This window comes from Dankookia sp. GCM10030260 (assembly GCF_042666655.1).
Lineage (GTDB): Bacteria > Pseudomonadota > Alphaproteobacteria > Acetobacterales > Acetobacteraceae > Paracraurococcus.
On record NZ_JBHTDE010000001.1, the window covers coordinates 1,205,620 to 1,228,322 of the forward strand.

The 22,703-nt window shown below is 72.6% G+C and carries 24 protein-coding genes and 1 pseudogene; 10 read left to right on the forward strand and 15 right to left on the reverse strand.

What is annotated here, in order from left to right; translation table 11 throughout:
- Position 1: 1 nt before the first annotated feature.
- The 3 genes from ACFQS7_RS05840 (at position 2) to ACFQS7_RS05850 (ending at position 4,169) form a co-directional block, all read left to right on the forward strand.
- Positions 2–1,960, forward strand: a complete 1,959-nt coding sequence (locus ACFQS7_RS05840; protein ID WP_380066076.1) for an alpha/beta hydrolase domain-containing protein — start codon at positions 2–4, stop codon at positions 1,958–1,960.
- Between the two features lie 218 nt (positions 1,961–2,178).
- Positions 2,179–3,282: a GSCFA domain-containing protein gene (locus tag ACFQS7_RS05845; protein WP_380066077.1), complete on the forward strand. Its 1,104-nt coding sequence runs from the start codon at positions 2,179–2,181 to the stop codon at positions 3,280–3,282.
- A complete protein-coding gene (locus ACFQS7_RS05850; RefSeq protein WP_380066078.1) occupies positions 3,282–4,169 on the forward strand; it encodes a WcbI family polysaccharide biosynthesis putative acetyltransferase in 888 nt (295 codons plus the stop codon). The genes ACFQS7_RS05845 and ACFQS7_RS05850 overlap by 1 nt, the downstream gene beginning before the upstream one ends.
- A gap of 102 nt (positions 4,170–4,271) precedes the next feature.
- Here ACFQS7_RS05850 and ACFQS7_RS05855 read toward each other — a convergent pair whose 3' ends face one another.
- A complete protein-coding gene (locus ACFQS7_RS05855) occupies positions 4,272–5,246 on the reverse strand; it encodes a Gfo/Idh/MocA family protein (protein WP_380066079.1) in 975 nt (324 codons plus the stop codon).
- A gap of 127 nt (positions 5,247–5,373) precedes the next feature.
- Between ACFQS7_RS05855 and ACFQS7_RS05860 the strand changes: the two genes are divergently transcribed.
- A complete protein-coding gene (locus tag ACFQS7_RS05860) occupies positions 5,374–6,168 on the forward strand; it encodes an enoyl-CoA hydratase/isomerase family protein (protein WP_380066080.1) in 795 nt (264 codons plus the stop codon).
- A 51-nt stretch (positions 6,169–6,219) separates the two neighbouring features.
- Here the strand turns inward: ACFQS7_RS05860 and ACFQS7_RS05865 are convergent, their stop codons facing one another.
- Positions 6,220–6,531 carry an alkylphosphonate utilization protein gene (locus ACFQS7_RS05865; protein WP_380066081.1) on the reverse strand — a complete coding sequence of 104 codons (312 nt, stop codon included), beginning with the start codon at positions 6,529–6,531 and terminating at the stop codon, positions 6,220–6,222.
- A 120-nt stretch (positions 6,532–6,651) separates the two neighbouring features.
- Between ACFQS7_RS05865 and ACFQS7_RS05870 the strand changes: the two genes are divergently transcribed.
- Both ACFQS7_RS05870 and ACFQS7_RS05875 read left to right on the forward strand, forming a co-directional pair.
- Positions 6,652–7,617, forward strand: a complete 966-nt coding sequence (locus ACFQS7_RS05870) for a Bug family tripartite tricarboxylate transporter substrate binding protein (protein WP_380066082.1) — start codon at positions 6,652–6,654, stop codon at positions 7,615–7,617.
- 11 nt (positions 7,618–7,628) lie between these two features.
- A complete protein-coding gene (locus ACFQS7_RS05875) occupies positions 7,629–8,645 on the forward strand; it encodes a hypothetical protein (protein WP_380066083.1) in 1,017 nt (338 codons plus the stop codon).
- A gap of 49 nt (positions 8,646–8,694) precedes the next feature.
- Here ACFQS7_RS05875 and ACFQS7_RS05880 read toward each other — a convergent pair whose 3' ends face one another.
- From ACFQS7_RS05880 to ACFQS7_RS05900, 5 genes are all read right to left on the reverse strand, one after another.
- A complete protein-coding gene (locus ACFQS7_RS05880; RefSeq protein ID WP_380066084.1) occupies positions 8,695–9,501 on the reverse strand; it encodes a hypothetical protein in 807 nt (268 codons plus the stop codon).
- A 10-nt stretch (positions 9,502–9,511) separates the two neighbouring features.
- Positions 9,512–10,477 (reverse strand): Bug family tripartite tricarboxylate transporter substrate binding protein, encoded by a 966-nt coding sequence (locus ACFQS7_RS05885; RefSeq protein WP_380066085.1) that lies wholly within the window; start codon positions 10,475–10,477, stop codon positions 9,512–9,514.
- A 141-nt stretch (positions 10,478–10,618) separates the two neighbouring features.
- Positions 10,619–11,311, reverse strand: coding sequence for a cyclase family protein (locus ACFQS7_RS05890; RefSeq protein WP_380066086.1), 693 nt, complete (start codon positions 11,309–11,311; stop codon positions 10,619–10,621).
- A 16-nt stretch (positions 11,312–11,327) separates the two neighbouring features.
- The gene (locus ACFQS7_RS05895; protein ID WP_380066087.1) at positions 11,328–12,293 is read right to left on the reverse strand and encodes a Bug family tripartite tricarboxylate transporter substrate binding protein; all 966 of its coding nucleotides are present in this window, start codon (positions 12,291–12,293) and stop codon (positions 11,328–11,330) included.
- 49 nt (positions 12,294–12,342) lie between these two features.
- Positions 12,343–12,705 carry a SnoaL-like domain-containing protein gene (locus ACFQS7_RS05900; protein ID WP_380066088.1) on the reverse strand — a complete coding sequence of 121 codons (363 nt, stop codon included), beginning with the start codon at positions 12,703–12,705 and terminating at the stop codon, positions 12,343–12,345.
- A gap of 3 nt (positions 12,706–12,708) precedes the next feature.
- Here ACFQS7_RS05900 and ACFQS7_RS05905 point away from each other — a divergent pair, with 3 nt between their 5' ends.
- Positions 12,709–13,575 (forward strand): Ig-like domain-containing protein, encoded by an 867-nt coding sequence (locus ACFQS7_RS05905; protein ID WP_380066089.1) that lies wholly within the window; start codon positions 12,709–12,711, stop codon positions 13,573–13,575.
- A 287-nt stretch (positions 13,576–13,862) separates the two neighbouring features.
- Here ACFQS7_RS05905 and ACFQS7_RS05910 read toward each other — a convergent pair whose 3' ends face one another.
- The 3 genes from ACFQS7_RS05910 to ACFQS7_RS05920 form a co-directional block, all read right to left on the reverse strand.
- A complete protein-coding gene (locus ACFQS7_RS05910; RefSeq protein ID WP_380066090.1) occupies positions 13,863–15,362 on the reverse strand; it encodes an amidohydrolase family protein in 1,500 nt (499 codons plus the stop codon).
- Between the two features lie 50 nt (positions 15,363–15,412).
- Positions 15,413–15,760: a hypothetical protein gene (locus tag ACFQS7_RS05915; RefSeq protein ID WP_380066091.1), complete on the reverse strand. Its 348-nt coding sequence runs from the start codon at positions 15,758–15,760 to the stop codon at positions 15,413–15,415.
- Positions 15,761–15,854: 94 nt separating this feature from the next.
- A complete protein-coding gene (locus ACFQS7_RS05920) occupies positions 15,855–16,574 on the reverse strand; it encodes a DUF1028 domain-containing protein (protein WP_380066092.1) in 720 nt (239 codons plus the stop codon).
- Between the two features lie 121 nt (positions 16,575–16,695).
- Here ACFQS7_RS05920 and yghU point away from each other — a divergent pair, with 121 nt between their 5' ends.
- Positions 16,696–17,568 carry a glutathione-dependent disulfide-bond oxidoreductase gene (gene yghU / locus ACFQS7_RS05925; protein ID WP_380066093.1) on the forward strand — a complete coding sequence of 291 codons (873 nt, stop codon included), beginning with the start codon at positions 16,696–16,698 and terminating at the stop codon, positions 17,566–17,568.
- 118 nt (positions 17,569–17,686) lie between these two features.
- On the opposite strand, the gene ACFQS7_RS05930 is transcribed toward yghU, so the two are convergent.
- The 4 genes and pseudogenes from ACFQS7_RS05930 to ACFQS7_RS05945 all read right to left on the reverse strand — a co-directional run bounded on the left by ACFQS7_RS05930 (position 17,687) and on the right by ACFQS7_RS05945 (position 20,645).
- Positions 17,687–18,412 carry a DUF1214 domain-containing protein gene (locus ACFQS7_RS05930; RefSeq protein WP_380066094.1) on the reverse strand — a complete coding sequence of 242 codons (726 nt, stop codon included), beginning with the start codon at positions 18,410–18,412 and terminating at the stop codon, positions 17,687–17,689.
- 8 nt (positions 18,413–18,420) lie between these two features.
- Positions 18,421–18,939 (reverse strand): annotated as a pseudogene (locus ACFQS7_RS05935) (transposase); the annotation flags it as partial.
- 73 nt (positions 18,940–19,012) lie between these two features.
- The gene (locus ACFQS7_RS05940) at positions 19,013–19,507 is read right to left on the reverse strand and encodes a c-type cytochrome (protein WP_380066095.1); all 495 of its coding nucleotides are present in this window, start codon (positions 19,505–19,507) and stop codon (positions 19,013–19,015) included.
- Between the two features lie 19 nt (positions 19,508–19,526).
- Positions 19,527–20,645 carry a hypothetical protein gene (locus tag ACFQS7_RS05945; protein WP_380066096.1) on the reverse strand — a complete coding sequence of 373 codons (1,119 nt, stop codon included), beginning with the start codon at positions 20,643–20,645 and terminating at the stop codon, positions 19,527–19,529.
- Between the two features lie 483 nt (positions 20,646–21,128).
- On the opposite strand from ACFQS7_RS05945, the gene ACFQS7_RS05950 reads away from it, so the two are divergent.
- Both ACFQS7_RS05950 and ACFQS7_RS05955 read left to right on the forward strand, forming a co-directional pair.
- Positions 21,129–21,614, forward strand: a complete 486-nt coding sequence (locus ACFQS7_RS05950) for a VOC family protein (RefSeq protein ID WP_380066097.1) — start codon at positions 21,129–21,131, stop codon at positions 21,612–21,614.
- Positions 21,615–21,622: 8 nt separating this feature from the next.
- Positions 21,623–22,147, forward strand: coding sequence for a hypothetical protein (locus ACFQS7_RS05955; protein WP_380066098.1), 525 nt, complete (start codon positions 21,623–21,625; stop codon positions 22,145–22,147).
- 226 nt (positions 22,148–22,373) lie between these two features.
- On the opposite strand, the gene ACFQS7_RS05960 is transcribed toward ACFQS7_RS05955, so the two are convergent.
- Positions 22,374–22,577 (reverse strand): hypothetical protein, encoded by a 204-nt coding sequence (locus ACFQS7_RS05960; RefSeq protein WP_380066099.1) that lies wholly within the window; start codon positions 22,575–22,577, stop codon positions 22,374–22,376.
- Positions 22,578–22,703: the final 126 nt, after the last annotated feature.

The window sequence follows — 22,703 nt, forward strand, 5'->3', positions numbered from 1 at the left end:
CATGAACCGAGCCGTCACGGCCGCCGCCGCCGCCGCCCTGCTGGCCACGACGCCGGCCGCCGCCCGCATCATCGCCTTCGAGGTCACCACGCAGGCACCGTTCGCCGGCGGCCAGGATTTCGGCGCCGGGCCCTACCTGAAAGTCAGCGGCATCGCCCGCGGCGAGCTGGACCCGGCCGACCCGCGCAATGCCCCGATCGTCGATCTCGGCCTCGCCCCGCGCAACGCCCGCGGCCAGGTGGAATACGCGACCGAGGTGGTCATCCTCCGCCCCGCCGACCCGGCCCGGGCCAATGGCCGGCTGCTGTACGACGTGACCAACCGCGGCCGGAAGATGATGTTCGGCGGCGTCTTCGACGCGCCCGGCGGCCAGCCGGAGCTGAACGCGCTGCAGACCCCGGCCTCGGTCGGCCTGGCGCTGCCGCTGCGGGCCGGCACCACCCTGGTCTGGAGCGGCTGGGACCCCGAGGCGCCGCGCGCCAATGACGGGCTGCGGATCGAGATCCCCGTCCTGCCCGGCATCACCGGCCCGGTGCGGGACGAATTCATCTTCGGCACCCGCATCAACCCAGGTGACCGGCCGACCGCGCCGCTCTCCTACCCCGCCGCCGAAGCCGACCCGGCCCAGGCCGGCCTGACCGTCCGCCGCCGGCGGGAGGATGCGCCGCAGCCGGTCGCCTTCGCCTATGCCGGGCCGCGCGCCATCCGCCTGCTGCCCGAGGGCGCCGCCTTCATCCCCGGCAGCATCTACGAATTCCGCTATGTCGCCAGCGGCGCCCGGCCGCTCGGCATGGGCTTCGCGGCGACCCGCGACCTGGTCAGCTTCCTGCGGCATGGGGAGGCGGACGGGCAGGGCCGCCCCGGGCCGCTCGCCGGCATCGCCATCCGTGCGGCCTTCGCGCTCGGCATCTCGCAGTCCGGACGCTACCTGCGGCACCACATCGACCTCGGGATGAATGCCGACACGCGCGGGCGGCGGGTCTTCGACGGCGTGCTGGCGCATATCGCCGGCGCCGGCCGGGTCTTCGCCAACGAACGCTTCGCCCAGCCCGACCGCACCGCCACCTGGCACGAGGACTTCGCCCATCCGGAGACCTGGTTCCCAATGGCGGCGGCCGAGACCACCGACCCCGCCACCGGCCGCCGCGGCGCCCTGCTGCGCGGCGACGGCAGCGACCCGCTGCTGATCGAGGTGAACACCTCGACTGAGTACTGGCAGAAGGGCGCCTCGCTGACCCATACCGATCCGGCCGGCACCCAGGACCTGCACGTGCTGCCGCATGTCCGGCACTACCTGGTCGCCGGTACCAAGCATGGCGGCCGCTTCGGCGCGACCACCGCGCCCGGCCGCTGCCACAACCTGAACAACCCGCATTCCGCCAGCTCGCTGCTGCGCGCCCTGCTGGCCGCGCTGGAGGAATGGGTCGAGTCCGGCACCGCCCCGCCGCCGTCGCGCGTGCCGCGCATCGCCGACGGCACGCTGGTCCCGGCGGAAGACGTGCTGCGGCGCTTCCCCGTGGTGCCCGGCACGCTGCGCCCGCGCTTCGCCACGCCGATCGCCCCGGTCACCGATTGGGTCGCCGGCACGCGCGGCGCCGAGGAGGCCTGGCGCCCGCTGGTCCCCGCGGTCGATGCCGACGGCAACGAGCGCGCCGGCGTCCGGCTGCCCGACATCGCCGTGCCGCGCGGGACGCACACCGGCTGGAACCTCTATGCCGCCGCCGGCCTGCAGGAGGAACTCTGCGACCGCGAGGGCAGCTTCCTGCCATTCGCCACCGATGCCGCCGCCCGCCAGGCCGCCGGCGACCCGCGCCCGAGCTTGGCCGAGCGCTATCCCGGCCAGGCCGCCTATGTCGCCGCGGTGCGGGTCGCGGCCGAGGTGCTGGCGGCGGAGCGCCTGCTGCTGCCGGCCGATGCCGAGGCCTATGTCGCGGCGGCGCGCGAACGTGGATTGAGGTGACGCCAACGGTCATCTTCGGTGACCGCTGGAATGCCTTGCCGTGCCCTCGGGCGCCGGGCGGCTGCAGCCGCGGCCTTGGCCGCCGCACGCGTGGCGGGCGCCATCCGGCGCCTCGGCGGGCGTCGCCCGCCGCAGGTCTGGCAATGCGGGCGTTGGTATGACACTTGCCTTTCCTCGCCTGACGCGACACATCGGCAGGACGGGAGCCGAGGTGCAGCGTGACCAACCCCTATCGCGGCCGGCCCGGCCATAGCTTCTGGCGGCAGGGCGTGGCGGCACGGGTGGCCGAAGGCGTCGATCCGGTGGTGGCGATGCCCTTCGCCATCGCCCCCACCGACGCGGTGGCGACGGCGGGCAGCTGCTTTGCCCAGCACCTGTCGCGCAGCCTGGTCGCGCAGGGCTTCCGCTACCTGGTGACCGAGGAATTCGCCGGCACGCCCGGCACGCGCGATGAAGGCTACGGCGTCTTCCCGGCCCGCTTCGGCAATCTCTACACCGCGCGGCAGCTCCGCCAGCTGATCGACCGCGCCTACGGGATCTTCCGGCCGCAGGCCCGCGGCTGGGCGCTGCCGGGCGGCGGGCTTGCCGACCCCTTCCGCCCGCGCATCCAGGCCGGCGGCTTCGCGGATGCCGCGATGCTGGACGCCGACCGCAGCCGCCACCTCGCCGCCGTGCGGCGGATGTTCGAGGCCTGCGACGTCTTCATATTCACCCTGGGCCTGACCGAGGGCTGGGTGGCCGGGAGGGATGGCGCCGCGGTGCCGCTGCATCCCGGCGTGCTGGGCGTGGCGACCGAACCCGGTGACTGGCGCTTCGAGAATGCCGGCTTCGCCGAGACCCTGGCGCAGCTGGAGGCCTTCCTGGCGACGCTCCGCAGCGTCAATCCGCGCGTCCGCGTCATGCTCACCGTCTCCCCGGTGCCGCTGGTGGCGACCTACGAAGACCGCCACGTGCTGGTCTCGACCATGGCCAGCAAGGCGATCCTCCGCGCGGTGGCGGACGAGCTGGTGCGGCGGGATCCGTCGATCGGCTATTTCCCCGCCTTCGAGATCGTCACCGGGCCGCAGACCGGCGCGCGCTTCTACGCCGAGGATCTGCGCGAGGTGACGCCCGAGGGCGTCGCCTTCGTCATGGCGCTGTTCCGCCGCCACTGTCTGGTCGGCACGCCGGCCGAGATCCCGCCGCCGCCACCGCGCCCCGGCGCGCCGCTGCCGGCGCCGGTCAGCGCCGAGGAGCGCGCCCGCTACGCCGCGCTGACCAAGGTGATCTGCGACGAGGAGGCGGTCGTCATGCCCATGGGCGTGCCGGGGCGTGCGACCTGATGCGGATCGCGGTCGTCGGCTGCTGCCAGGCGCATGGCTATGCGCATGCGCTGGCGCATCTTCTGCCCGAGGCGGAGGTCGAGGCGGTCGAGGCGGTGATAAGCCGCAACCACGACAAGCTCGACCGGGCCGCGGCGCTGCTGCGCGGCTGCGATGTGCTGTTCACCCAGGATTTCGGCGCCGAGTTCGGCCCGCTGGCGACCGCCGCGCTGCCGGCGCTCGGGCCGCCGGTGCACCGGCTGCCGCTGCTCGCCTTCGCCGGCTACCACCCGGACATGGTCTACCTCACCCTGGCCGGCCAGGTGCAGGGCTCGCCGCTGGGCGCCTACCACTCCGCCATCATCGCCGCGGCGTATTCGCTGGGCGTGGCGGAGGCGGACGTGCCGCAGCTGTTCAACCGCCTGGTCTATGCCCGGCTCGGCTACCTGCAGGGCTTCGCCGCGGCGCGGACGCTGTTCCTGGAATTCCTCGCCGGCTACGGGCTCGACCTGACGGCGGAATTCGAGGCCTGGCATGCCGAGGGGCCCTTCATGCACGGCATCAACCACCCGCGCGGCCCGGTGCTGGCCGATGTCATGCGCGCCGCGGCGATCCGCGCCGGGCTGCTGGGGGCGGCGGCGCCGCGGGTGCGGCCGCCCTTCGACCACCTGGCGGCCGATACCATCTGGCCGGTCTATCCGGAGATCGCCGAGCCGCTCGGCCTCCCCGGCGGGATGCTGTTCAAGCGCTACTCCGACCCGGTCGGGCCGCTCGGCAACGCGCTCTATATCGGCCTGCCGCGGCTGCTGCGGGAGAGCTACGCGATGTACCGCGCGCTGCCCGCCGCAGCCTTCACGGAAGGCGCGGCCGGCCAGGTGCGGACGAAGCTCGCGGTCCTCCTGGGGTAGCGCAGATCGCGTCCGGGCGCGCCCGGACGCAGGAGTCCGCTTTGAAAGCCAGGAGCTGCAGCGGTGCCGCGTTCATTGCGAAGGCAAGCCGCTCCGGCCGGGTCAGGCGGCGAGGATCGCCTCGACCACCGCCTGCACCTCCAGCGCCTCCCGCAGGGTCGCCAGCGGGTGGGCCTTGCCGCGGGTCATGGCGGCGACGCTGCCGAGCTGCCGCTTCAGCACCAGCGGCCGCATCTTCTCGTTCGGCAGCGCGTCGGCCGCCTGGTGCCAGCGGCCGTCCTCCCCCAGCCGTTCCGCGAAGGACCAGTCGCGCAGCCGGATCGTCCCGGCCGGGCCCTGCAGGGTCCAGGTGTTGTGGTCGTCCTTCGCCGTGGTACCGACGCCGCCGGTGACCGTGACCGGCACGCCGCCGGCGGTCAGCCGGGCGGTGACCGCCGTCTCCGCCGCGTCGCCGCCGGGATAGGCCACCGTCGCCGCCTGCAGCACCAGTGGCCCGAGCTGCCGCCGCGTCAGGAACAGGAAGTGGGACAGCACCTCCCGGGTGAAGCCGCCCTCCGCCCGGCGCGCCAGCCAGGACGCCGCATCCTGCTGCCAGCCGCGCGGCCAGGTGGCGAAGGCGACCTCGATGGCCAGCCCTTCGGGCGCGCCGACCGCGCCTGCCTCCCGCCAGGCGGACAGCTGCGCGACGGCGGGGGAGGAGGCCATGGGGAAATTCACCGCCGCCCGGGCGCCCAGCGCCTCGGCCTTGGCGACGAAGGCCTGTGCCTCGGCCAGGTCCACCGCCAGCGGCTTCTCGAGGAACACCGCCCGCCCGGCGCCGAGCGCGGCCTCCGCGAGCGGCAGGTGCGCGCGGGGAGGGGCGGCGACGTAGAGGCAGTCGCAGGCCTCGATCACCGCCGCCGCGCCGTCCAGCAGCGCCACGCCGGGGGCGACCTCGGCCAGCCGCGCCGCGGCGGCCGGGGCGGGGTCCCAGACGCCGGCCGGCCGCACATGCGCCGCGGCATGGTCGAGCGCCGCGCGCAGCAGCCGCTCCCCCATGATGCCGAAGCCGATGATGCCGAGGTTGATGGCGGCCATGCGAAGTCTCCCGCGTCTGTCGGCGCGGGTATGCCATGCCGTGCGCGTCTTGCCCGCCCCCCCTGCGCGCAGCATCCTCCGCCGCCATGGATGGCCGCGTGATCGACGCCGCCCGGAGGAACGCCGCATGGCCGATGACACCCCGCTGCTGGTCACCCGCGAGGGCCCCGTGGTCCGCGCCACCATGAACCGGCCGGAGCGCCGCAACGCGCTCAGCGAGGCGATGGGCGCCGCCTGGGACCGGCTGCTGGCCGAGCTTGCGCAGGACGGCACGGCGCGGGTGCTGGTGATCGCCGGCGCCGGCGGGCATTTCTGCGCCGGGCTCGACCTGACCGAGGTCGCCTCCGATGAGACGCCCGAGCGGAAGCTGGCGCGGCAGACCGCGCGCAACCGCCGCACCGGCCAGCGCTTCGTCGACATCTCGGCCCTGCCGCAGGTGGTGGTCGCCGCGGTCGAGGGGTCCTGCCATGCCGGGGGCCTCGGTTTCTGCTGCGCCGCCGACATCGCCTTCGGCGCGGCCACCGCCCGCTTCGCCGCACCCGAGGTGCGCCGCGGCCTGGTCCCGGCGCAGATCCTGCCCTGGCTGGCCCGCCGCACCGGCCGCACCGCGGCGACCCGGCTGGTGCTGGAAGCGGCGGTGATCGAGGCGGCGGAGGCCGGGCGGATCGGCCTGCTGCACCAGGTGCTGCCGGATGCCGCGGCGCTGGAGGCGCAGGTGCAGCGGACCATCGCCGCGGTGCTGGAAGGCGCGCCCGGCGCTTTGGCCGAGACCAAGGGGCTGCTGGCGGCGCTCGGGCCGATCTCGCCGGAGGGCTATGCCGAAGCCGGGGCGGCGGCCTTCGCGCGGACGGCGTCCAGCGCCGAGGCGGCGGAGGGGATCGCGGCGTTCAAGGGGAAGCGGAAGGCCAGTTGGGTCAAGTAGGGAAGGCCGGGGGAAGGCCCTTGCCCCGGTCCCCCTTCGCTTTTTGTGGGTTCAGCGCTTGCGGACGAATTCGGTGCGCAGGACGAGGCCCTTGATGCTCTCGTGGCGGCAGTCGATCTCCTCGGCGTTGTCGGTCAGCCGGATCGAGCGGATGACCGTGCCCTGCTTCAGGGTCTGGTTGGCGCCCTTCACCTTCAGGTCCTTGATGACGGTGACGGAATCGCCATCGGCCAGGATGCTACCGGCGGCGTCGCGGACCCGGCCCGGGACGGGCGCGGCGGGTGCTGCGGCGGCGACCTCACCCGCCGGTCGCCATTCCCCGGTGGCCTCGTCATAGACATAGGCGTCGTCGTCCTCGGGCATGGCGGCTGGTCCTCTACTCGGAGGCGTTCTAGCCGATCCGGCGCCGCCATGTCGCGGCCACCTTGCCAGCCGACCGGCGGTGGGGGAGTGTCCGCCCCAATCAGAACGGAGGAAAACGCCATGTCGGGCATCATCGGCCGCCGCGCCATTCTCGCCGCGCCGGCACTGCTGGCAATGCCGGCCCTGGCACAGCCCGCCTGGCCGGACCGCCCCATCCGCATCGTCGTCGCTTTCCCGGCCGGCAGCGTCACCGACACGTTGATGCGGCACCTGTCGGAGCCGCTGGCACGCGAGCTCGGCCAGCCGGTGATCATCGAGAACCGGCCCGGCGGCAACGGCGTGATCGGCACCGAGAGCGCCGCCCGGGCCGGCACGGATGGCCATACCTGGTGCGTGCTGAGCGTCACCAACGGGGCGCTGGCCCCCTATGTGGTCCGCAAGCTGCCCTACGACCCGCTGCGCGACTTCACGCCGATCGGCTTCCTCGCCGAGACCGCCTATATCCTGGTGGTCCGCACCGAGCACCCGGCGCGCGACCTCGCGGGCCTGATCGCCCTGGCGAAGGAGAAGCCCGGCGCGCTGACCTTCAGCTACGGCAACCAGAGCGCCCATATCGCCACCGCCACCCTGGCCCGCATGGCCGGAATCGAGATGACCGGCATCCCCTACCGCGGCGGGCCGGAGGCGCTGACCGACATCATCGCCGGACGCATCGACTGCACCTTCACCGACATCCCGGCCGGCGTGCCGCAGATGAAGGACGGCCGCGTCCGCGCCCTTGGCATCACCCAGCCGGAGCCGTTCGCGCTGCTGCCGGAGATTCCGCCGGTCGGCTCCGTCCTGCCCGGCTACGGCTTCCGCTTCTGGTTCGGCATGGGGGTGCCCGCCGGCACGCCGGCGCCGGTGGTCGCGCGGGCCAACGCGGCGATGAACAAGGCGCTGGGCAGCGCCGAATTCGCCGAGCGCGTGGCCAAGCTCGGCTACGTCCCGAAGCCGACCGAGCCGGAGTGGTTCCGGACCTTCCTCGCCGGCCAGATCAAGGAACTCGGCGAGCGCGCGCGCGAGGTCGGCATCGAGCCGGGTTGAGGAGACGTATCATGCGCAGGCTGCTGACCCTCGCCGCCCTGCTGCTGCTGGCCCTGCCGGCCGCGGCGCAACCCGAAGGCCCGCTGACCATCGCCAGGCAGGGCAGCTTCTTCATCGGCGGGCGGGAGGTCGCCTCCGACGCGCTCTCGACCCTGCCGGCCTATGCGTCCAGCGGCACCGTCACGGTCGACCAGATGTATGTCCGCTACCAGGTGCCCGCCGCCGCGACCGGACGGCCGCTGGTGCTGGTGCATGGCTGCTGCCTCACCGGCAAGACCTGGGAGACGACGCCCGACGGCCGCATGGGCTGGGACGAATACTTCCTCCGCCGCGGCCACCCGACCTATGTCGTCGACCAGGCCTGGCGCGGGCGCTCGGCCGGCAGCATCGCCGGCATCAACCGGGTCCGCACCGGCCGCGCCCCGGCGGACGAGCTGCCCACCGTCTTCGCCGCGGCGCATGAGGGGGCCTGGGCGATCTTCCGCTTCGGCGCCGAATACCCGCAGGTCTTCCCCGGCCTGCGCTTCCCGCTGGAGGCGCAGGGCGAGTTCTGGAAGCAGATGGTGCCGGATTGGCTGAACAGCCTGCCGACGCCCAACCCGACCGTGCCGGCGCTCTCGGACCTCGCCCGGAAGCTGGAGGGCGCGGTGCTGGTCAGCCATTCGCAGTCCGGCATCTACCCCTTCCAGGCCGCGGCGCTGAACCGGGCGGGGATCGCCGGCATCGTCTCGATCGAGCCGGGTGCCTGCCCCGCGGCGACCGGCGACATGACGCCCTACAAGGGCCTGCCGGTCCTGGTGCTGTGGGGCGACTACGTCGAACTCGCGCCGCGCTGGACGCCGCGGCTGAAGGGCTGTCGCGACTTCGCCGCGGCGGCCAATGCGGCCGGCGGCAAGGTCGAGGTCGTGGTGCTGCCGGAGATGGGCATCAAGGGCAATTCCCATATGCTCATGCAGGACAACAACAGCCTGGAGATCGCCGATTGGCTCGCCGGCTGGCTGGCACGGGCGACCGGGCCCGGGAAGTAGCCGCGGTCCGGCCGCTGTCGCGCAGGCGGGGCGCCCGGCGGCGACGCGGTCAGTCCCCGTCCCAGTCGGGGATCCCGAGGTCGCTCAGCGGCGGGCATCCGCCGTCCGGCAGGAAGCGCCCGAATACCGCCTCCTGCTCCGGGCGGAGCTGGTCGGAATCGAGGACCGTGACGATCCGGGGCAGCACGAAACTCTCCCAGTCGATCACCGCCAGCCCCTTGCGTCCTCCCGCCACGGCGAAGCAGGGAACCAGGTAGGAGCGGCCGAGCAGGTCGGCGCAGTCGCCCTCCGCGCGGCCGTGGCGCTGCAGGGTATTGAGGCATGCGGCGAAGTACCGCCAGGCGGTGTGCAGCACCTGCGACTGTTGCTGCACCGTCCTGGCGCCGAGGCGCCGCACCGCGCGTTCCTGGGCATGGTGCGAGAAGGCCATGCCGACGCCCCAGGAGGCGAAGACCCGGCCGTGCCGCGTGCCCGACCGCCACAGCATGGCGGCGATGCCCGGCCGGAGCGGCGGTCCGGTGGCGATGTCGAACCAGACCGCCTCGATCCGTACCTTCCCCCCGGTGGTGCGGTCGCTGGCGTGGAAGATGGCCGGCTTGGCCTCGCGCAGGCGCCGCAGGAAGCGGCGGCGGGCAACCGGGTTGTGCAGGTCCGCGGTGTTGATGAGCGTGGCCGGCAGGGGCCCCAGCCGGTTTGCCTCGGCGATCATCGCATGCCGCAGCGCGCGGGCGATGCCGCGCGCCTCCGCGTCCTCGCCGGCCGCCGCCGGGCCCGGCCCTGGTGTCGGGGCGGGATCCCTGTGCAGCGGCCGCGGCGGGGCATCGGAGGCGCGCGGCGGGTCCGATGCTCCGGGCATGGCCGCGCCGTCAGTCCGGCCGGATGCCGGCCGTGCGGATCACCTCGCGCCAGCGGGCAAGCTCGGCGGCGATCAGCGCGGTGTAGGCGGTGGCATCCAGGCGCCCCGGCACCACGCCGATGCCCGCGAAGCGTTCGCGCAGCTTCGCATCGGCCAGCGCCTCGGCGATCGCCGTGCTCCAGCGGGCGGCGATCTCGGGCGGGATGCCGGCGGCGGCCGAGAAGCCGAACCAGTTGGTGCTCCGCGCCGCCGGGAAGCCGGCTTCGGCGAAGGTCGGCACCTCCGGCAGCGCCGCGTCGCGCGTCGCCTCCGACGTGCCCAGCGCCCGCAGCCGGCCGCCACGCAAATGCGGCAGGGCGATCGGCAGGCTTTCCATCACCGCCGGGATCTGCCCGCCGATCGCATCCGCCAAGGCCGGCGCCGAGCCGCGATAGGGCACATGGGTCAGCTCCACCCCCGCGGCGCGGGCCAGCAACTGCCCGACCAGGTGGTTCATCGTGCCGTTGCCGCCGGTGCCATAGGCCAGGCCACCCGGCCGCGCCCGCGCCGAGGCGAGGAATTCGGCGAGGTCCTTCGCCGGCACGCCCGGGTTCACCACCAGCACGCTGGCGAAGGTGCCGACCAGGGCGATGTGGGTGAAATCCGCCAGCGAGTCGTAGGGCATGCTGGGGTAGAGCACCGGGCCGATGCCGTGCGAGGCGGCATTCGACATGATGACCACATGCGTGTCGTTGCGCGCCTTGGCGACCAGGTCGGCGCCAACCAGCCCGCCGGCGCCGGGCCGGTTCTCGATGACGATGGGCTGGCCAAGCCTGTTGCCGATGGCCTCACCGAGGGCGCGGGAGAGCGTGTCCGCCGCGCCGCCGGGCGGGAAGTTGACGATCCAGCGGACCGGGCGGTCCGGCCAGGCTTGTGCCCGGGCTGTGGCGGGCAAGGCGAGGGCGGCGAGCAGGGCGCGGCGGGGCAGGGCGTGCATGGGCCGCGGCGCTGCAACGCCTGTGCCAAGGAAGATTGGGGAGGGAGATGCATTCCCTCCCCAACGCCGCGCGGCGCGTGCCAACCCACAAAAATAGAGGTGGGTCCAGGGAGGATACTTCCTCCCTGGCCTTGCTGCCTCTCACCCGAACATCGCCACCGCCCGGATCGGGCTCGCCGTGCCGCCTTTGATCTTCAGCGGGAAGCCGATGAAGGTGAACCGCCCACGGCCGAGCAGCCTATCGAGGTTCGCCAGGCATTCCATGTGGGTGATGCCGCGCTCGGCGCAGGCCATGTGGGCGAGGAAGTTGGGCTCGCCTTCCGGCGCCGGGCTGATCGCCTCCACGCCGAACATCCCGATGCCGCGGTCGGCCAGCCAGTGCACCGATTCCAGCGCGAGCCCGGGGAAGTCGTGCAGGTAGCCCGGCTTGCCGAGCAGCCGGTCGTTGGTCGCCATGTGCAACAGCACGGTGTCGCGCGGCCGGATCTCCTGGCCCGATGCGGCCAGCGCCGCCTCCATCTCCGGCACCGAGATCGAATGCTTCAGCGGCACATGGCTGAGATCGAGGCAGATGCCGGAGGTGAAGAAGTTCTCGAGCGGCACCTGGTCGATCGACAGTGCCTCCGGCCGCGGGTCGAAATGCACCGGCGCGTCGACATGGGTGCCGGCATGGTCGCTCATCGACAGGTACAGCGCCTTGCTGGTGAAGGTGGTCCTGCCCGCGACCTTCTTCTCGGAATGGTCGCCCCAGACCGTCACCACGGCGGGCGGGTGGCTTGGATGGGTCTGGGTGCGGTGGAAGATCTCGCGCGAGAGATCGACGAATTCGGGCATGGCGGCGGCCTTTGCGTCAGTCGGGCCTGATGTTCGCCGCAAGCACCAGCGCGGTCCAGCGTTGCCGGTCGGCCGCGGCATAGGCGGCGATCTCCGCCCGGCTGCCGGGCAGGGGCAGCATGCCCTGCTGCGCCAGCCGGGCCTGGAAGCGCGGCCGGGCGACGGCCTCGGCGAAGGCCTCGTGCAGGCGGGCGAGCGCCGGCTCGGGCGTCGCGGCCGGCGCATAGGCCGCGTACCAGTTCAGCGCCTCGTAGCCCGTGACCCCGGCCTCGGCGATGGTCGGCACCGCGGGCAGGCTGGGCGAACGGGCGGTGGTGGAGACGCCCAGCGCCCGGAGCCGCCCAGCCTGGATATGCGGCAGGGACGTCGGCAGCGTGTCGGTGATCATCTCGATCCGCCCGGCCAGCAGGTCCTGCGTCGCCGGCGCGGTGCCGCGATAGGGCACATGGGTCAATTCGATGCCCGCGATATGGGCGAAGAGCGCCGCGGCGAGATGGGTGGAGGCGCCGATGCCGGCCGAGCCATAGCGGATGCCGCCCGGCCGGGTGCGGGCCAGCGCGACCAGTTCCGCGATGGTCGTGGCCGGCACCGATGGGTGCACCACCAGCACCGCCGGCACGCCGCAGACGCCGGCTACCACGGCCAGGTCGACCGTCGGGTCGTAGCCCAGGGTCTGCAGCGCCGGGTTGGTGGCATGCGTCGCCTGGCTGCCCATCAGCAGGGTCAGCCCGTCCGGCCGGGCTCGCACCACGGCATCCGTGCCCAGCGCGCCGCCGGCGCCGGAGCGGTTCTCCACCTGCATGGGCTGGCCGAGCGCCTGGCCGACCTCCTCGACCACCATGCGGGCGACGAGGTCGGAGGCGCCGCCGGGCGGGAAGGGGGCGACCATCCGCAGCGGCCGGTCGGGCACCCAGGCGGCCCGGGCCTGGCGATGCGGCAGCAGGAGCGCCGGCAAGGCGAGCAAGTGGCGGCGGGTCGGCATGGCGCGGGCTCCGGCGGGACGGCCCCACCTAGCCAGCCCCGTGCCAGCATCAGCCCATGCGGAAGTAGAACTTCTCCTCCACCACGCGGCCGTCGCGCACGGTGTAGAGGCCGACCTCCTCCATCTGCATGCGCTGGCCATTGGCCTTCTGCGTCACGTCGAGCAGGAAGCGCAATGCGAACTGGTCGCCGTTGACATAGGGGCCATGGGCCTCGGCCGAGTGTATGTCATGGTTGGCGTACCACCAGTCGCCCTTGCCCCTGACCGCGGCCTTGCCCCGCAGCACGGCCATCTCGCCGGCCATGGGCTCGATGCTGACGACGTCGTCGGACCAGAAGCGCTCGCCCGCCTCCTCGAACTTCCCCGCCTTGCAGAGCGCGGCGAATGCCTCGGCGATCTCCTGCGTGGTCATTGGATGTCCCTCCGCGCCTGGCTGGCGCGACGGGAACGTATCAAGAACTCGGGGCGGGATTCAAGCCCGATCGTAGCGTCGCGGCGGACCTGCACGATCCGGCGAGCTCGGCATCCGGCCGCGCCGGAGCGGGCCGAACTCATTCAGCCCGGCCATCCCACCCTCACCGGCACCGTCGCGGTGACGGTCACGCCGGAGAACGACGCGTCCGGCGCGCAGGACGACAGCACCGCCGGGGTGGAGGACACGCCGCTCAGCATCGCCGCGGCGGCGGGCGTGCTCGCCAACGACAGCGCCCCTGACGGGGATGTCCTCGGCATCGCCGGCTATACCCAGCCCGGCGGCGGGAGCGTCGTGCTGAACCCCGACGGCGCCTTCACCTATAGCCCGGCCGCGGATTTCAACGGCACCGACAGCTTCGCCTGCACGATCGCCGACGCGGCGGGCGTGACCCGCACCGCGACGGCCAGCATCCAGGTGGCGGCGCGGGACGAGCCGGTGGTGCGCGCCGGCGGCAACGGCCGGGATCTCCTGGTCGGCGCGGGCGGCGATGACCGGCTCTCCGGCGACAACGGGCTCGACACGCTCGACGGGCTCGGCGGCAACGACATCCTGCCCGGCGGCAACGGCCCCGATCGCTTCATCCTCCGCGGCGGCAACGGCCAGGACCGGATCACCGACTTCAGGGACGAGGACATCATGGTGCTGCCCGCGGGCAATCCCGATCTGGACGGCGTCGCCGAGGTGCTGGCCCGCATCACCGATACGGCCCAGGGCACCCTGCTCGATCTCGGCGGCGGCAACGCCGTGCTGTTCGAGGGCGTGGCCAAGGCGTCCTTCGCGGCGGACGACTTCGCCTTCACCGCCTGATCGACGCCATCCGCAGGCGTCATGCGCGGCCCCGAGCCGGTTCCGCGGACCAGGGCCGCCACCCGGACAGCGAGCCGAGGCGCGCCGCCGGTTTGCGTGCGGCGGGGAACGCCGCACCGCCGTGGCGTCTCGGTCCCAGGACGGATCGACGCAGCCGGGCCTTCAGGCCCCGCCGCGATCCGCCCCGGAGCCTGTCACGCGCCGATAGAAGCGCCTGACAGGCTCCGGGCTCTTATCGTTTCCTGTGATGCACGTCCTGCGGCGACTCCACCTCGGACGATCGCACTCTAGTCGCAGAGGTAGCGGCGCACCGCATAGGGCTGCCGGGCGAAGGCCGGGCAGAAGCTGCGGACCACGGGTTCCAGCAGGTCGAACAGGCCGCGCCTCTCGGCATTCAGCGCCTCCAGCCGCGCCCGCGCCGCCTCGGCTTCGCGGGCCAGCTTCGCCAGGTCCACGGTCAGCAGACGGCGGTCGCGGACGATGAAGCCGCCGCCGACCATGACGTGGCGCAGGGCATTGGCGTCCTCGGTATGGACCAGCTGGTTCACCGTGCCGTTCAGCGGCATCCAGTTGGGATGGGCCAGGTCGAGGAAGACGATGTCGGCCTTCATCCCCGGCGCGATGGCGCCGATATCGGCGAAGCCCAGCGCCCTGGCCGAGCCTTCGGTGCCGGCGCGCCAGACCTCCTCGGCGCTGACCCACGCGGCCGGGTCCGGCCCCTGCACCGCGGCGAGCTGGAAGGCGGCGCGCATCGCCTCGTACATGTTGGAGGTGTCGGAGGAGGAGACGCCGTCGGTGCCGATCCCGACGGTGACCCCGAGGTCGAGCGCCCGGCGCAGCCGGAACATCCCGTTGCCCAGGCGCATGTTGCTGCCCGGGTTGTGGGCGATCGCTGCCCCCTTCGCCGCCAGCAGCGCCAGGTCGTCGTCGGTCAGCCAGATGCCGTGCGCCGCCGAGAATCCGGGGCCGACCAGGCCGAGCGCATCGAGATGCGCCACCAGCGTGCGGCCGTAGCGCTGCATCCCGGCGAGCGCCTGCAGCTTGCTCTCGCCGACATGGCTCTGCATCGGCGCGCCGAATTCCCTGGCCAGCGCGCCGCAGCCGCAGAGGAACGCGTCGGCGCAATGCAGCGGGATGGTCGGCGCCAGCGCCGCGCGGATATCCGCCGTCCCCCAGCGCCAGTGCTGCAGGATGTCGCGCATGGCGGCGAGCGTCGCGTCGCCCGGGGCAGGGCGGGTGGCGTCCACCTGGGCGCGCAGCGCATCGGGCAGCGCGTCGCGCAGGCCGGGCACCGCCTCCCAGACCGTGCGGTCGGCGACCATGGGCGCGATCACCGCGCGCAGGCCGACCTCGGCATAGGCTTCCGCCATGGCGTCCATGCCGTCCCGCGTCGGCATCGGCGCCTCGGCCGAGAGGTCGTAGGCGGCGGTGACGCCCTTCAGCGCCATCTCGGCGGCGACCAGCTGGGTCGAGAGCTTCTTGTCGGCGAGGCTCCGCCCGCCGCCCATCCAGGGCGCCGCGGCCAGCAGCAGCTCCAGCGTCCAGGTATCCGCCAGGCCGCGCGCCAGGCCGCCATGGCCGTGGGTATGGGCGTTGATCAGGCCAGGATGCAGCAGCAGCCCGGTCGCGTCCTCCACCCGGGCATCCGGCGGCGCGGCCAAGCCGGTGCCGACGGCGCGGATGATGCCGTCCTCGATGAGGATATCGGCCGGCGCGGCGCGGCGGGTCGCCGCATCCGCCAGGAGCCCGCCGCGGATCAGGCTGCGGCCCTTCTCGGTCTTCGCCATCGTCGCTGTTCCCCCGGCTGCTGCGGCCCAGCATGCCAGGGCCGTGCCACTCAGGCGAAGATGACATCCTGGGCAGTGAGGTGGCGCTGGCCGAGCAGGGTGATCACCGCGTCGACGCCGAGGCTGCCGCTGCCCGGCAGATGGATCTCCATCCGCGTATCGGCGCCGGCGATGACGCTGCGGACCTGCAGCTGCGTCGCATCGGTGAAGCCGGTATCGGCCAGCACCGTGTCGTCGTCCGCGCCGGCGACGATCAGGTTGCCCAGCGGCGCCGGGCCGCCGGCCGGGCCGGGGAAGATCGCCGCATACGGCCCGTCCAGCCCGTCGCCGTGAATCTGGTCGTGGTCGGCGGTGCCGCGCAGGGTATCGGTACCGGCGGTGCCATCGAGGACGGGCATGTTTCTCTCCAAGATTGAATACAATAATTTGTATTCGCAACCTGAAGTCTCATGCCCGCTACACTAAACGAAACGAGAACTCACGCGCTCGACATTAACGCCTGAAGCGAAGGGTCACGCCGCGGGCGATCCAGCCCGCCTCGATCGCGTCGATGTCGCAATACCCGGACGGGTCGGCCTTGCGCGGCGCCTCGTGCAGGCTCGGCGCCCGCATGATCCGCCAGATACCCAGCATCCGGCGCAGCTCGGGCAGCGGCTCGGCATGGTCGTCGACGCGAAGGTTGAGGTCGGGGAAATCCTCGGTCGTGGTCAGCAGCATTGCCGCCGACTGCCGACCGCGCTTGTCGCCGCCGGCGGCCTGGCCGGCCTCCATCGCCGCCATCAGGCGCTCCGGCACGTCGAGGCTGGCCCCGGCGGCATAGGCGGCCACGGTATCCGCCACCACTGCCGGCCCGGCCAGCATGTTGCCGGCGACCGAGAAGCCCTGCTGCGGGCTGTCGCCGCACCATTCCACGCAATTCGCCCCGGTCCATGCCGCGCTGCGGCCGTGCCGGTCCACCACATGCACCTGGCGGATGCCGGCGCCCTTGTCCCCCACCAGCGCCGCCTGGATGGCATCGGCCGGGCCCAGCCCGCGCTCCAGCGCATCGAGGATCGCCGGCGCCAGGTAGCGGTTGGTGAAGGACTGGGTGGACACCGCCCCCACCCCCGACCGCACGAAGGGGCAGCTCGCCCCGACCGCGAAGTTGCAGGTGGAGACGGCGACCGCGAAGGCCCCCGTCCCGGGGTCATGGGCGACGATGGACCAGGTCATGCGAAGGGCTCCGGCAGCGAGGCCCGGAGCATGCCCGCGCAGCCCGCGCCGCGGGAGGGGTGTCGCTTCCGCCGCCGCGGCCCCATCCTATGCCAGGAACCCACCCAAGGGAGCATCGCCCATGACCGAAGACTACGTCCCCCCCAAGGTCTGGACCTGGAACAAGGCCAGCGGCGGCCGCTTTGCCAACATCAACCGCCCCATCGCCGGCGCCACGCACGACAAGGAACTGCCGGTCGGCCGCCATCCCCTCCAGCTCTACTCGCTCGGCACGCCGAACGGCGTGAAGGTGACGGTGATGCTGGAGGAGCTGCTGGCCGCCGGCCACAGCGGCGCCGAATACGATGCCTGGCTGATCAGGATCGGGGAGGGCGACCAGTTCGGCTCCGGCTTCGTCGGCATCAACCCGAATTCCAAGATCCCCGCGCTGCTCGACCGGTCCGGGCCGACCCCGATCCGGGTCTTCGAATCGGGCGCCATCCTGATGCACCTGGCCGAGAAATTCGGCGCCTTCCTGCCGAAGGACCCCGCCCCACGGGCCGAGGTGCTGTCCTGGCTCTTCTGGCAGATGGGCAGCGCGCCCTATCTCGGCGGCGGCTTCGGGCATTTCTACGCCTATGCCCCGACCAAGTGGGAATACCCGATCGACCGCTTCGCCATGGAGACCAAGCGGCAGCTCGACGTGCTCGACCGCCGGCTGGCCGAAAGCGAATACCTCGGCGGGGCGGAGTACACGATCGCCGACATCGCGGTCTGGCCCTGGTATGGCGGGCTGGTGAAGGGCTGGCTCTACGGCGCGGCGGAATTCCTCGACGTGGGGAGCTACAGGCACGTCAACCGCTGGGCGGACGCGATCCATGCAAGGCCGGCGGCGCAGCGCGGGCGGATGGTGAACCGGGTGCAGGGGGAGCCTTCGAGCCAGCTGCACGAACGGCACGAGGCGAGCGACTTCGAGACGAAGACGCAGGACAAGGTGGCGCCGGCGGCGGAGTGACGGGAGGTTGGGGAGGGCACCGGTCGCGGCAGTGCCGCGACCCCCAAACCCCACCCGCCAAGGGCCGAAAGGCCCTCGGGGCCCTTGGGCTTCGGCCGTGGCGCGTCGCGCCGGCGGCTCACGGCTGCGGCACGATGTCGTCGGGCCGCCACTGCTGCTTGAGCCACGGCTCCAGCGGGCCGTAGAGGCGCAGGATGATGGACCACCACATGCCGGGGGTGGTCTGCCCCCAGCCGCTCTCGCGCCCGGCCGGCGCCTTCGGGCCGAAATAGACGTCCACGGGGCCGTCGGGATTCGTCTGCACCGCGCTGTTCTGCCTGCTCACGCTCGGGAAACGCGCCTCGGTCCGCACCATCGGCCGGGTCTGCGCATCGTAGACGATCACCGACCAGAAGGTCTTGACCGGAATATCTGGCGGCAGGTGGAGCTGGTACCTTTTGCCGCCATCCAGCGGGTTGTCGTCGGCATCCGTCGCGGTCCAGGGATAGGCCGAGCCCTCGCCGACGATCTGGGTGTCCATCGCCGGCGTGACGCCGGTGGCCGCGAAGAAATACATCGCGCTGCCGGTGAGGTTGGCGACACCGGGCTGCCATTCGAACTTGTAGCCACCGATGAACGGGCGCTTCCGCTTGCCATCGTCGAAGGACAGCGCCTCCTTCTCGCGGTTGCGGGAGAACAGCGTCCGCCCTGTCGCGTCTCCCACCGCCGCCGCTTCGGTCAAGATCCGCTTCATCCGCTGACCCGGTGCGAAGGGCTTGCCTTCCCGGATGTCGACCGGTGTCCGGAAGCCGGGCGTCGTGGGATCGAGCGCCTCGGTCGGCTCGTCCTGCACGGCCTGGTTCAACATCTCCCAGAACCGTCGAGCCACAGGTACGGCCGGTCGCCCTCGATCGGCCGGGGGAGGAAGTCGCCGACCCGTCCATCGATCTCGGCGCAGGGGCGGCAGACCTGGCTCTTGGAGACGCCCTGCAGGCCCATGGCACGGACCAGGTCGTCGAACGAGCGGGTCGAGATGCCCTGGACATAGGCCTCCCGGATCACCGCGGTCAGCGCCTTCTGGCGGTCTTGCGGGGCTCCGGGACAGTAGGAGCCCCGCCGGAGCTTCGGGAGCCGTCGTTCGACCGTCCCGGCCCGGGTCTGCCAGTCGCGCTCGCGGCAGCCGTTGCGCTGGTTCAGCCGCTCGGCGCTGCGCTCGCCATGGGCGGCGCCGCACAGACCATCGGTCTCCAACGCCATCGGCCGCTGGGCAGCGAAGCCAATCATCTCGCGGAGGAAGGCCGCGTCTGAACCTTTTTCCAAGAGCTCCCGAAGGGCGATCCTGCCGTGCCGGCAACTCGCAAAGCTGACTGGGCGGCAGCAATCCACCGCCATAACCCGCCCTTCGGGTGCCATGGGAAAAGCTTTCGATGCGACATCAATGCCATTCGGGGCATGGCCAGCCACATCAGGGCGGCCCCGGCAGGCAGTCGCCGGGCAAGGTCCTGGATGGGTCCGCCAGCAACGCCCGCAATTCCGCCTCGCCGCCCGGATTGAGCACCGCCTGACGCCGCCGTAGCTCGGCCGGCCACCGGCTTTTCAGGTAGGCAATCTGGTCGGCGATGCCGTTGCGACCAAGCTGCGCGGCGAAGCCTGGCATCGCGGCGTCCTTTCCTCCGGCCTCGCCGATGCCCAGGGCGATGATTCGCGCGAGCTGCGCATCCGAGTGCCGCCAGGCATGGCCCGCGGCATCGAGTGGCGGCGCCGGCCCGCCCGGCACTCCGTGGCACCCCATACAGAGCGCGGCATGGCCAGCCGCGCCGCGCGCCGCAGCCGCGGCGTCCACGGCCGGCGTGTCCCGTGTCAGGGCCAGCCCGGCCGCGATCAGCCCGGCACCGGAGCCCAGGGCGGCAGCCGCCGCGACCAGGGCGGCGGCGGCGCGCATGCGGGGCGAAGTCGGCATGGCGCCGGCTCCCCGCGCGTCAGCGGATCTTGTCGGGTGCGGCGAGGGCCGCAACGCGGTGTCCCGTCGGCTCGCTCCGCAGCTCGGTGTGCTGCAACCCGTAATACGCGAAGAAGAACACTCCGACGGCGCCGAGGAACAAGGCGCCGGAGCGACGTGCCTCGGCCAGCATTCCGCGCCCGGCATCGTGCAGCGCATGGTGCAGCCGGGTTGGCCCGTGCAGGAACATCGCCATCATGGCCGCGATCAGCGGCAGGTGGCCGATGGCGTCCATCTTGCCGAAGTCGACGACCGCCGCGACGAAGATGAGGCAAAGGGCGCCGATCCCGAGCCGCAGCAGCCCGAGCCCGGTCAGGATGTAGAAGGCCAGCGCGAACTCGACGAAGCCGGCCAGCACCATGATCTCCTCCGCCTGGAAGCCGAAGGCGAGGTAAGGCCGCTCTGCCAGGAGCGGATAGGTCCATTGCGGGTAGGCCCATTTCTCGAGCGCGCCCCACATCATGCTGACGCAAAAGGTGACGTAGAGGATCGGCATGCGCAGTTCGCGCAGCCGCGCGCTACGGCAGGAGGTCAAGATCAGGTAGGCGGCAAGGCCGAGGAAGATCGGGTAGTCCGCCAGGTGGAAGGCGCCATAGAGCGCGATGCCGTAGCCATAGAGCAGCAGGATCCCGATCCCGCCGAGGAAGCAGCTGCGTGCCGAGAACAGGCTGGCCGCGATGCCGAGCTGCAGCCAGGCCGGCCAGTCGGCGCCGGTCCGCAACTCTGGGGTCAGGATGATGCCGCCCATGGTGAAGAGGGCGACGAAGAAGGCGCCCAGCGCCGCGCGCAGCAGCGCCTCGACCGAATCGTGCCGGGCCAGGGCGGTGGTGACCCAGCGCGCCGGGGCCACCAGCCGGTCGAGCAGGAAGCCGCCGGCCACCAGCAACGCGAAGCCGGCCATCACCAGCAGGTAGCGTTGCGACATCAGCTCGGCGATCGGCATCGGCGCCTGCGAGACATCATAGGGCTCGAACCACTTGATGTGCGCCATGGCCGGTGCGGCGGCCAGCGGGGTGACGGCCAGGCCGGCCAGCAGGGTGGCGGCAGCGCGGCGCCAGGCCGGACAGGGTGGGGAAGGGGGGCGAAATTGCGCCTGCATGATGGTCTCCTCGGCGACACGCCCTCCTGGCCGGCGCCGCACGCCCCGGTCCGGGACGGGCGATGCTGGCGCAGCGGGGCGGGACCGACGGCAGCTGACGGGAGGTCAGCGCGTCGCCGGTCCGCGACGCGTGGCGGGAGTGTCCGGCGCGGCTCCGGCGGCCGCTGTGCCGGCCAGCACATGCCTTGGAAAATTATATAATTGCGTGTCAGCAGCCGCATGGATTGTGATTGCCCATCCCCTCTGACTTCTGCGTCGGGGCGTTCAGGCTGTCCGCGGCGTGCGGCGGCTGCGCGAGGAGAAGCACGACGACCTGATCGCGCTCGGTCTCGGCTGGACGGATCCTGCGCCTTCGCCGCCATGCTGGACCGCCGGCACGGCACTGGCCCCGCCAGGCCTTCCGCGCTGCCGACCCGGCAGGCAATGCATTGGAGTTGATGCTGCCGGGCCCAGCGCCGGAGGCCGCCGGCTGGCCGATCGGCCATGTGGCGCTGGCGGATGCGGCGCCGGGCGAGACGGCCCGCTTCTCACCTCGAGGCGATCGGCTTCGCGCTGCATGTGCGGCTGGCGACGACGCTCGGCCAACTGGCGTTGGAGGGCGGCTTCCTGGGCAGCGCAACGTGGCACCATGCGCTGGCGGTGCCGAACGTGCCTGGCCGGCGGCGGCTGAACCACCTCATGTCCGAGGCACCCTCGGTCGCCGAGGCCGCCCGGCTATACGACCAGGCGGAGCAGGCGGGGATGCCGATCCGCCTCGGCCTCGGCCAGCACCCGCTGCCGGACGGCACCGCCTCCTTCCACGCCGCCGCGCCGTCCGGCTTCGACATCGAGATCGGCGCCGGCGCGGCGGCATTCGTCGCCCCGCAGGAGCCCGCGGCGATCAGCGTCACCAGCCTCTGGGGCCACCGGCCGAGCCTCTGGGCGAAGCTGCGCATCGTCCTGGCGCTGGGCGGGCTGCGCCGCCGATGATGGACCAAATGCCGGCGCTGCCCGACGACGCCGCCCAGGCCAAGGCCGCCGGGCTGCGGCGGCGCCTGGCCGACCGCGACGTGGCACGACGCCTGACCGACTGGCTCGAACGCCGGCCGCAGCTCGGCCGGGAGATCCTTGCACGGGGCGAGCCCGCGGCCGACGCGCCACCGGCGGCGGATCTCGCCGCGCCGCTGCGGGCCCGCCTGACCCTGCTGAAGCTGCCGGCGCGCGAGCGGGTCTGCCGCCCCAACCCGCCGCCGCTCCGGCGGGTGCCGGACGCGCTGGCGCAGATGCGGCGGATGCTGGCGGGGCTGCCGCAGGGCGCGGCGCTGGAGGCCTTCCTGCCCGCGGCAGCGGGGCCGGGTCCCACCTCTCGGCGGCCGTGGCGGGCGACGCTGGCCAGCACGCTGGTCGCCGGGCTTGAGCTCAGCCGTGACGGCGCGATCAGGCTGGAGCGAGACTTCGCATTCGAGTCGATCCAGGCAAGGGGAGGTGCCCTGTCCAGGACCGGCTGTGCGGTCGCCCGATGAACGCGCCGCGCCGCACCCGTACCGCTGACCGAACAGTCTGGCGCGCCTGCTGGCGCTTGCTGGGATCAAGGTCGCCGGCTTCAAGCAGTGATAGTTGGGCCATGCGTGACTATGCTGGCGCCACAGGGTTGACCGGCGAGGGCCTAACCGTGCTGTACGGACCATGAAGTATCCAGTGACACCAGACGGCCGGTATTTCGTCGTACGTGGACGCTTATGGCGCTGCTCAAATCCAAACCTGGACGACGAGCGACGCACCGAGTTGGTGGCAGCACTCATGTCCGCACGGCGTGCGAAGCAGCAAGCCATGCGCGCTGGCGACCATGCCGCCCGGGAAGCCGCGCGTGCCCAGGTGGATGCCGCAAAGGTCGCCTTGGGTGAGCGGGGGCCGGTCTGGTGGGATGATGATGCGGCCGACCTCAACAGGCATCTCGCGCGGACGACGCCTTACGCTGCGTGGTTCGCGGGCCTCCCACACGGCACGTGAGCCGACATCCTGGCAGCTCCAGTGCGAGGGTGCGCGCGACTCCTGGCCAGCCCGGACGTCCGAGCGCCA

What these genes read in the sequence shown, in the direction of transcription:
- ACFQS7_RS05840 (WP_380066076.1), top strand. Translation starts at nt 2, where the DNA reads ATGAACCGAGCCGTCACGGCCGCCGCCGCCGCCGCCCTGCTGGCCACG.
- ACFQS7_RS05850 (WP_380066078.1), top strand. Translation starts at nt 3,282, where the DNA reads ATGCGGATCGCGGTCGTCGGCTGCTGCCAGGCGCATGGCTATGCGCAT.
- ACFQS7_RS05855 (WP_380066079.1), bottom strand. Translation starts at nt 5,246, where the DNA reads ATGGCCGCCATCAACCTCGGCATCATCGGCTTCGGCATCATGGGGGAG.
- ACFQS7_RS05860 (WP_380066080.1), top strand. Translation starts at nt 5,374, where the DNA reads ATGGCCGATGACACCCCGCTGCTGGTCACCCGCGAGGGCCCCGTGGTC.
- ACFQS7_RS05865 (WP_380066081.1), bottom strand. Translation starts at nt 6,531, where the DNA reads ATGCCCGAGGACGACGACGCCTATGTCTATGACGAGGCCACCGGGGAA.
- ACFQS7_RS05870 (WP_380066082.1), top strand. Translation starts at nt 6,652, where the DNA reads ATGTCGGGCATCATCGGCCGCCGCGCCATTCTCGCCGCGCCGGCACTG.
- ACFQS7_RS05875 (WP_380066083.1), top strand. Translation starts at nt 7,629, where the DNA reads ATGCGCAGGCTGCTGACCCTCGCCGCCCTGCTGCTGCTGGCCCTGCCG.
- ACFQS7_RS05880 (WP_380066084.1), bottom strand. Translation starts at nt 9,501, where the DNA reads ATGCCCGGAGCATCGGACCCGCCGCGCGCCTCCGATGCCCCGCCGCGG.
- ACFQS7_RS05885 (WP_380066085.1), bottom strand. Translation starts at nt 10,477, where the DNA reads ATGCACGCCCTGCCCCGCCGCGCCCTGCTCGCCGCCCTCGCCTTGCCC.
- ACFQS7_RS05890 (WP_380066086.1), bottom strand. Translation starts at nt 11,311, where the DNA reads ATGCCCGAATTCGTCGATCTCTCGCGCGAGATCTTCCACCGCACCCAG.
- ACFQS7_RS05895 (WP_380066087.1), bottom strand. Translation starts at nt 12,293, where the DNA reads ATGCCGACCCGCCGCCACTTGCTCGCCTTGCCGGCGCTCCTGCTGCCG.
- ACFQS7_RS05900 (WP_380066088.1), bottom strand. Translation starts at nt 12,705, where the DNA reads ATGACCACGCAGGAGATCGCCGAGGCATTCGCCGCGCTCTGCAAGGCG.
- ACFQS7_RS05905 (WP_380066089.1), top strand. Translation starts at nt 12,709, where the DNA reads ATGTCCCTCCGCGCCTGGCTGGCGCGACGGGAACGTATCAAGAACTCG.
- ACFQS7_RS05910 (WP_380066090.1), bottom strand. Translation starts at nt 15,362, where the DNA reads ATGGCGAAGACCGAGAAGGGCCGCAGCCTGATCCGCGGCGGGCTCCTG.
- ACFQS7_RS05915 (WP_380066091.1), bottom strand. Translation starts at nt 15,760, where the DNA reads ATGCCCGTCCTCGATGGCACCGCCGGTACCGATACCCTGCGCGGCACC.
- ACFQS7_RS05920 (WP_380066092.1), bottom strand. Translation starts at nt 16,574, where the DNA reads ATGACCTGGTCCATCGTCGCCCATGACCCCGGGACGGGGGCCTTCGCG.
- yghU (WP_380066093.1), top strand. Translation starts at nt 16,696, where the DNA reads ATGACCGAAGACTACGTCCCCCCCAAGGTCTGGACCTGGAACAAGGCC.
- ACFQS7_RS05940 (WP_380066095.1), bottom strand. Translation starts at nt 19,507, where the DNA reads ATGCCGACTTCGCCCCGCATGCGCGCCGCCGCCGCCCTGGTCGCGGCG.
- ACFQS7_RS05945 (WP_380066096.1), bottom strand. Translation starts at nt 20,645, where the DNA reads ATGCAGGCGCAATTTCGCCCCCCTTCCCCACCCTGTCCGGCCTGGCGC.
- ACFQS7_RS05950 (WP_380066097.1), top strand. Translation starts at nt 21,129, where the DNA reads ATGTGGCGCTGGCGGATGCGGCGCCGGGCGAGACGGCCCGCTTCTCAC.
- ACFQS7_RS05955 (WP_380066098.1), top strand. Translation starts at nt 21,623, where the DNA reads ATGCCGGCGCTGCCCGACGACGCCGCCCAGGCCAAGGCCGCCGGGCTG.
- ACFQS7_RS05960 (WP_380066099.1), bottom strand. Translation starts at nt 22,577, where the DNA reads ATGCCTGTTGAGGTCGGCCGCATCATCATCCCACCAGACCGGCCCCCG.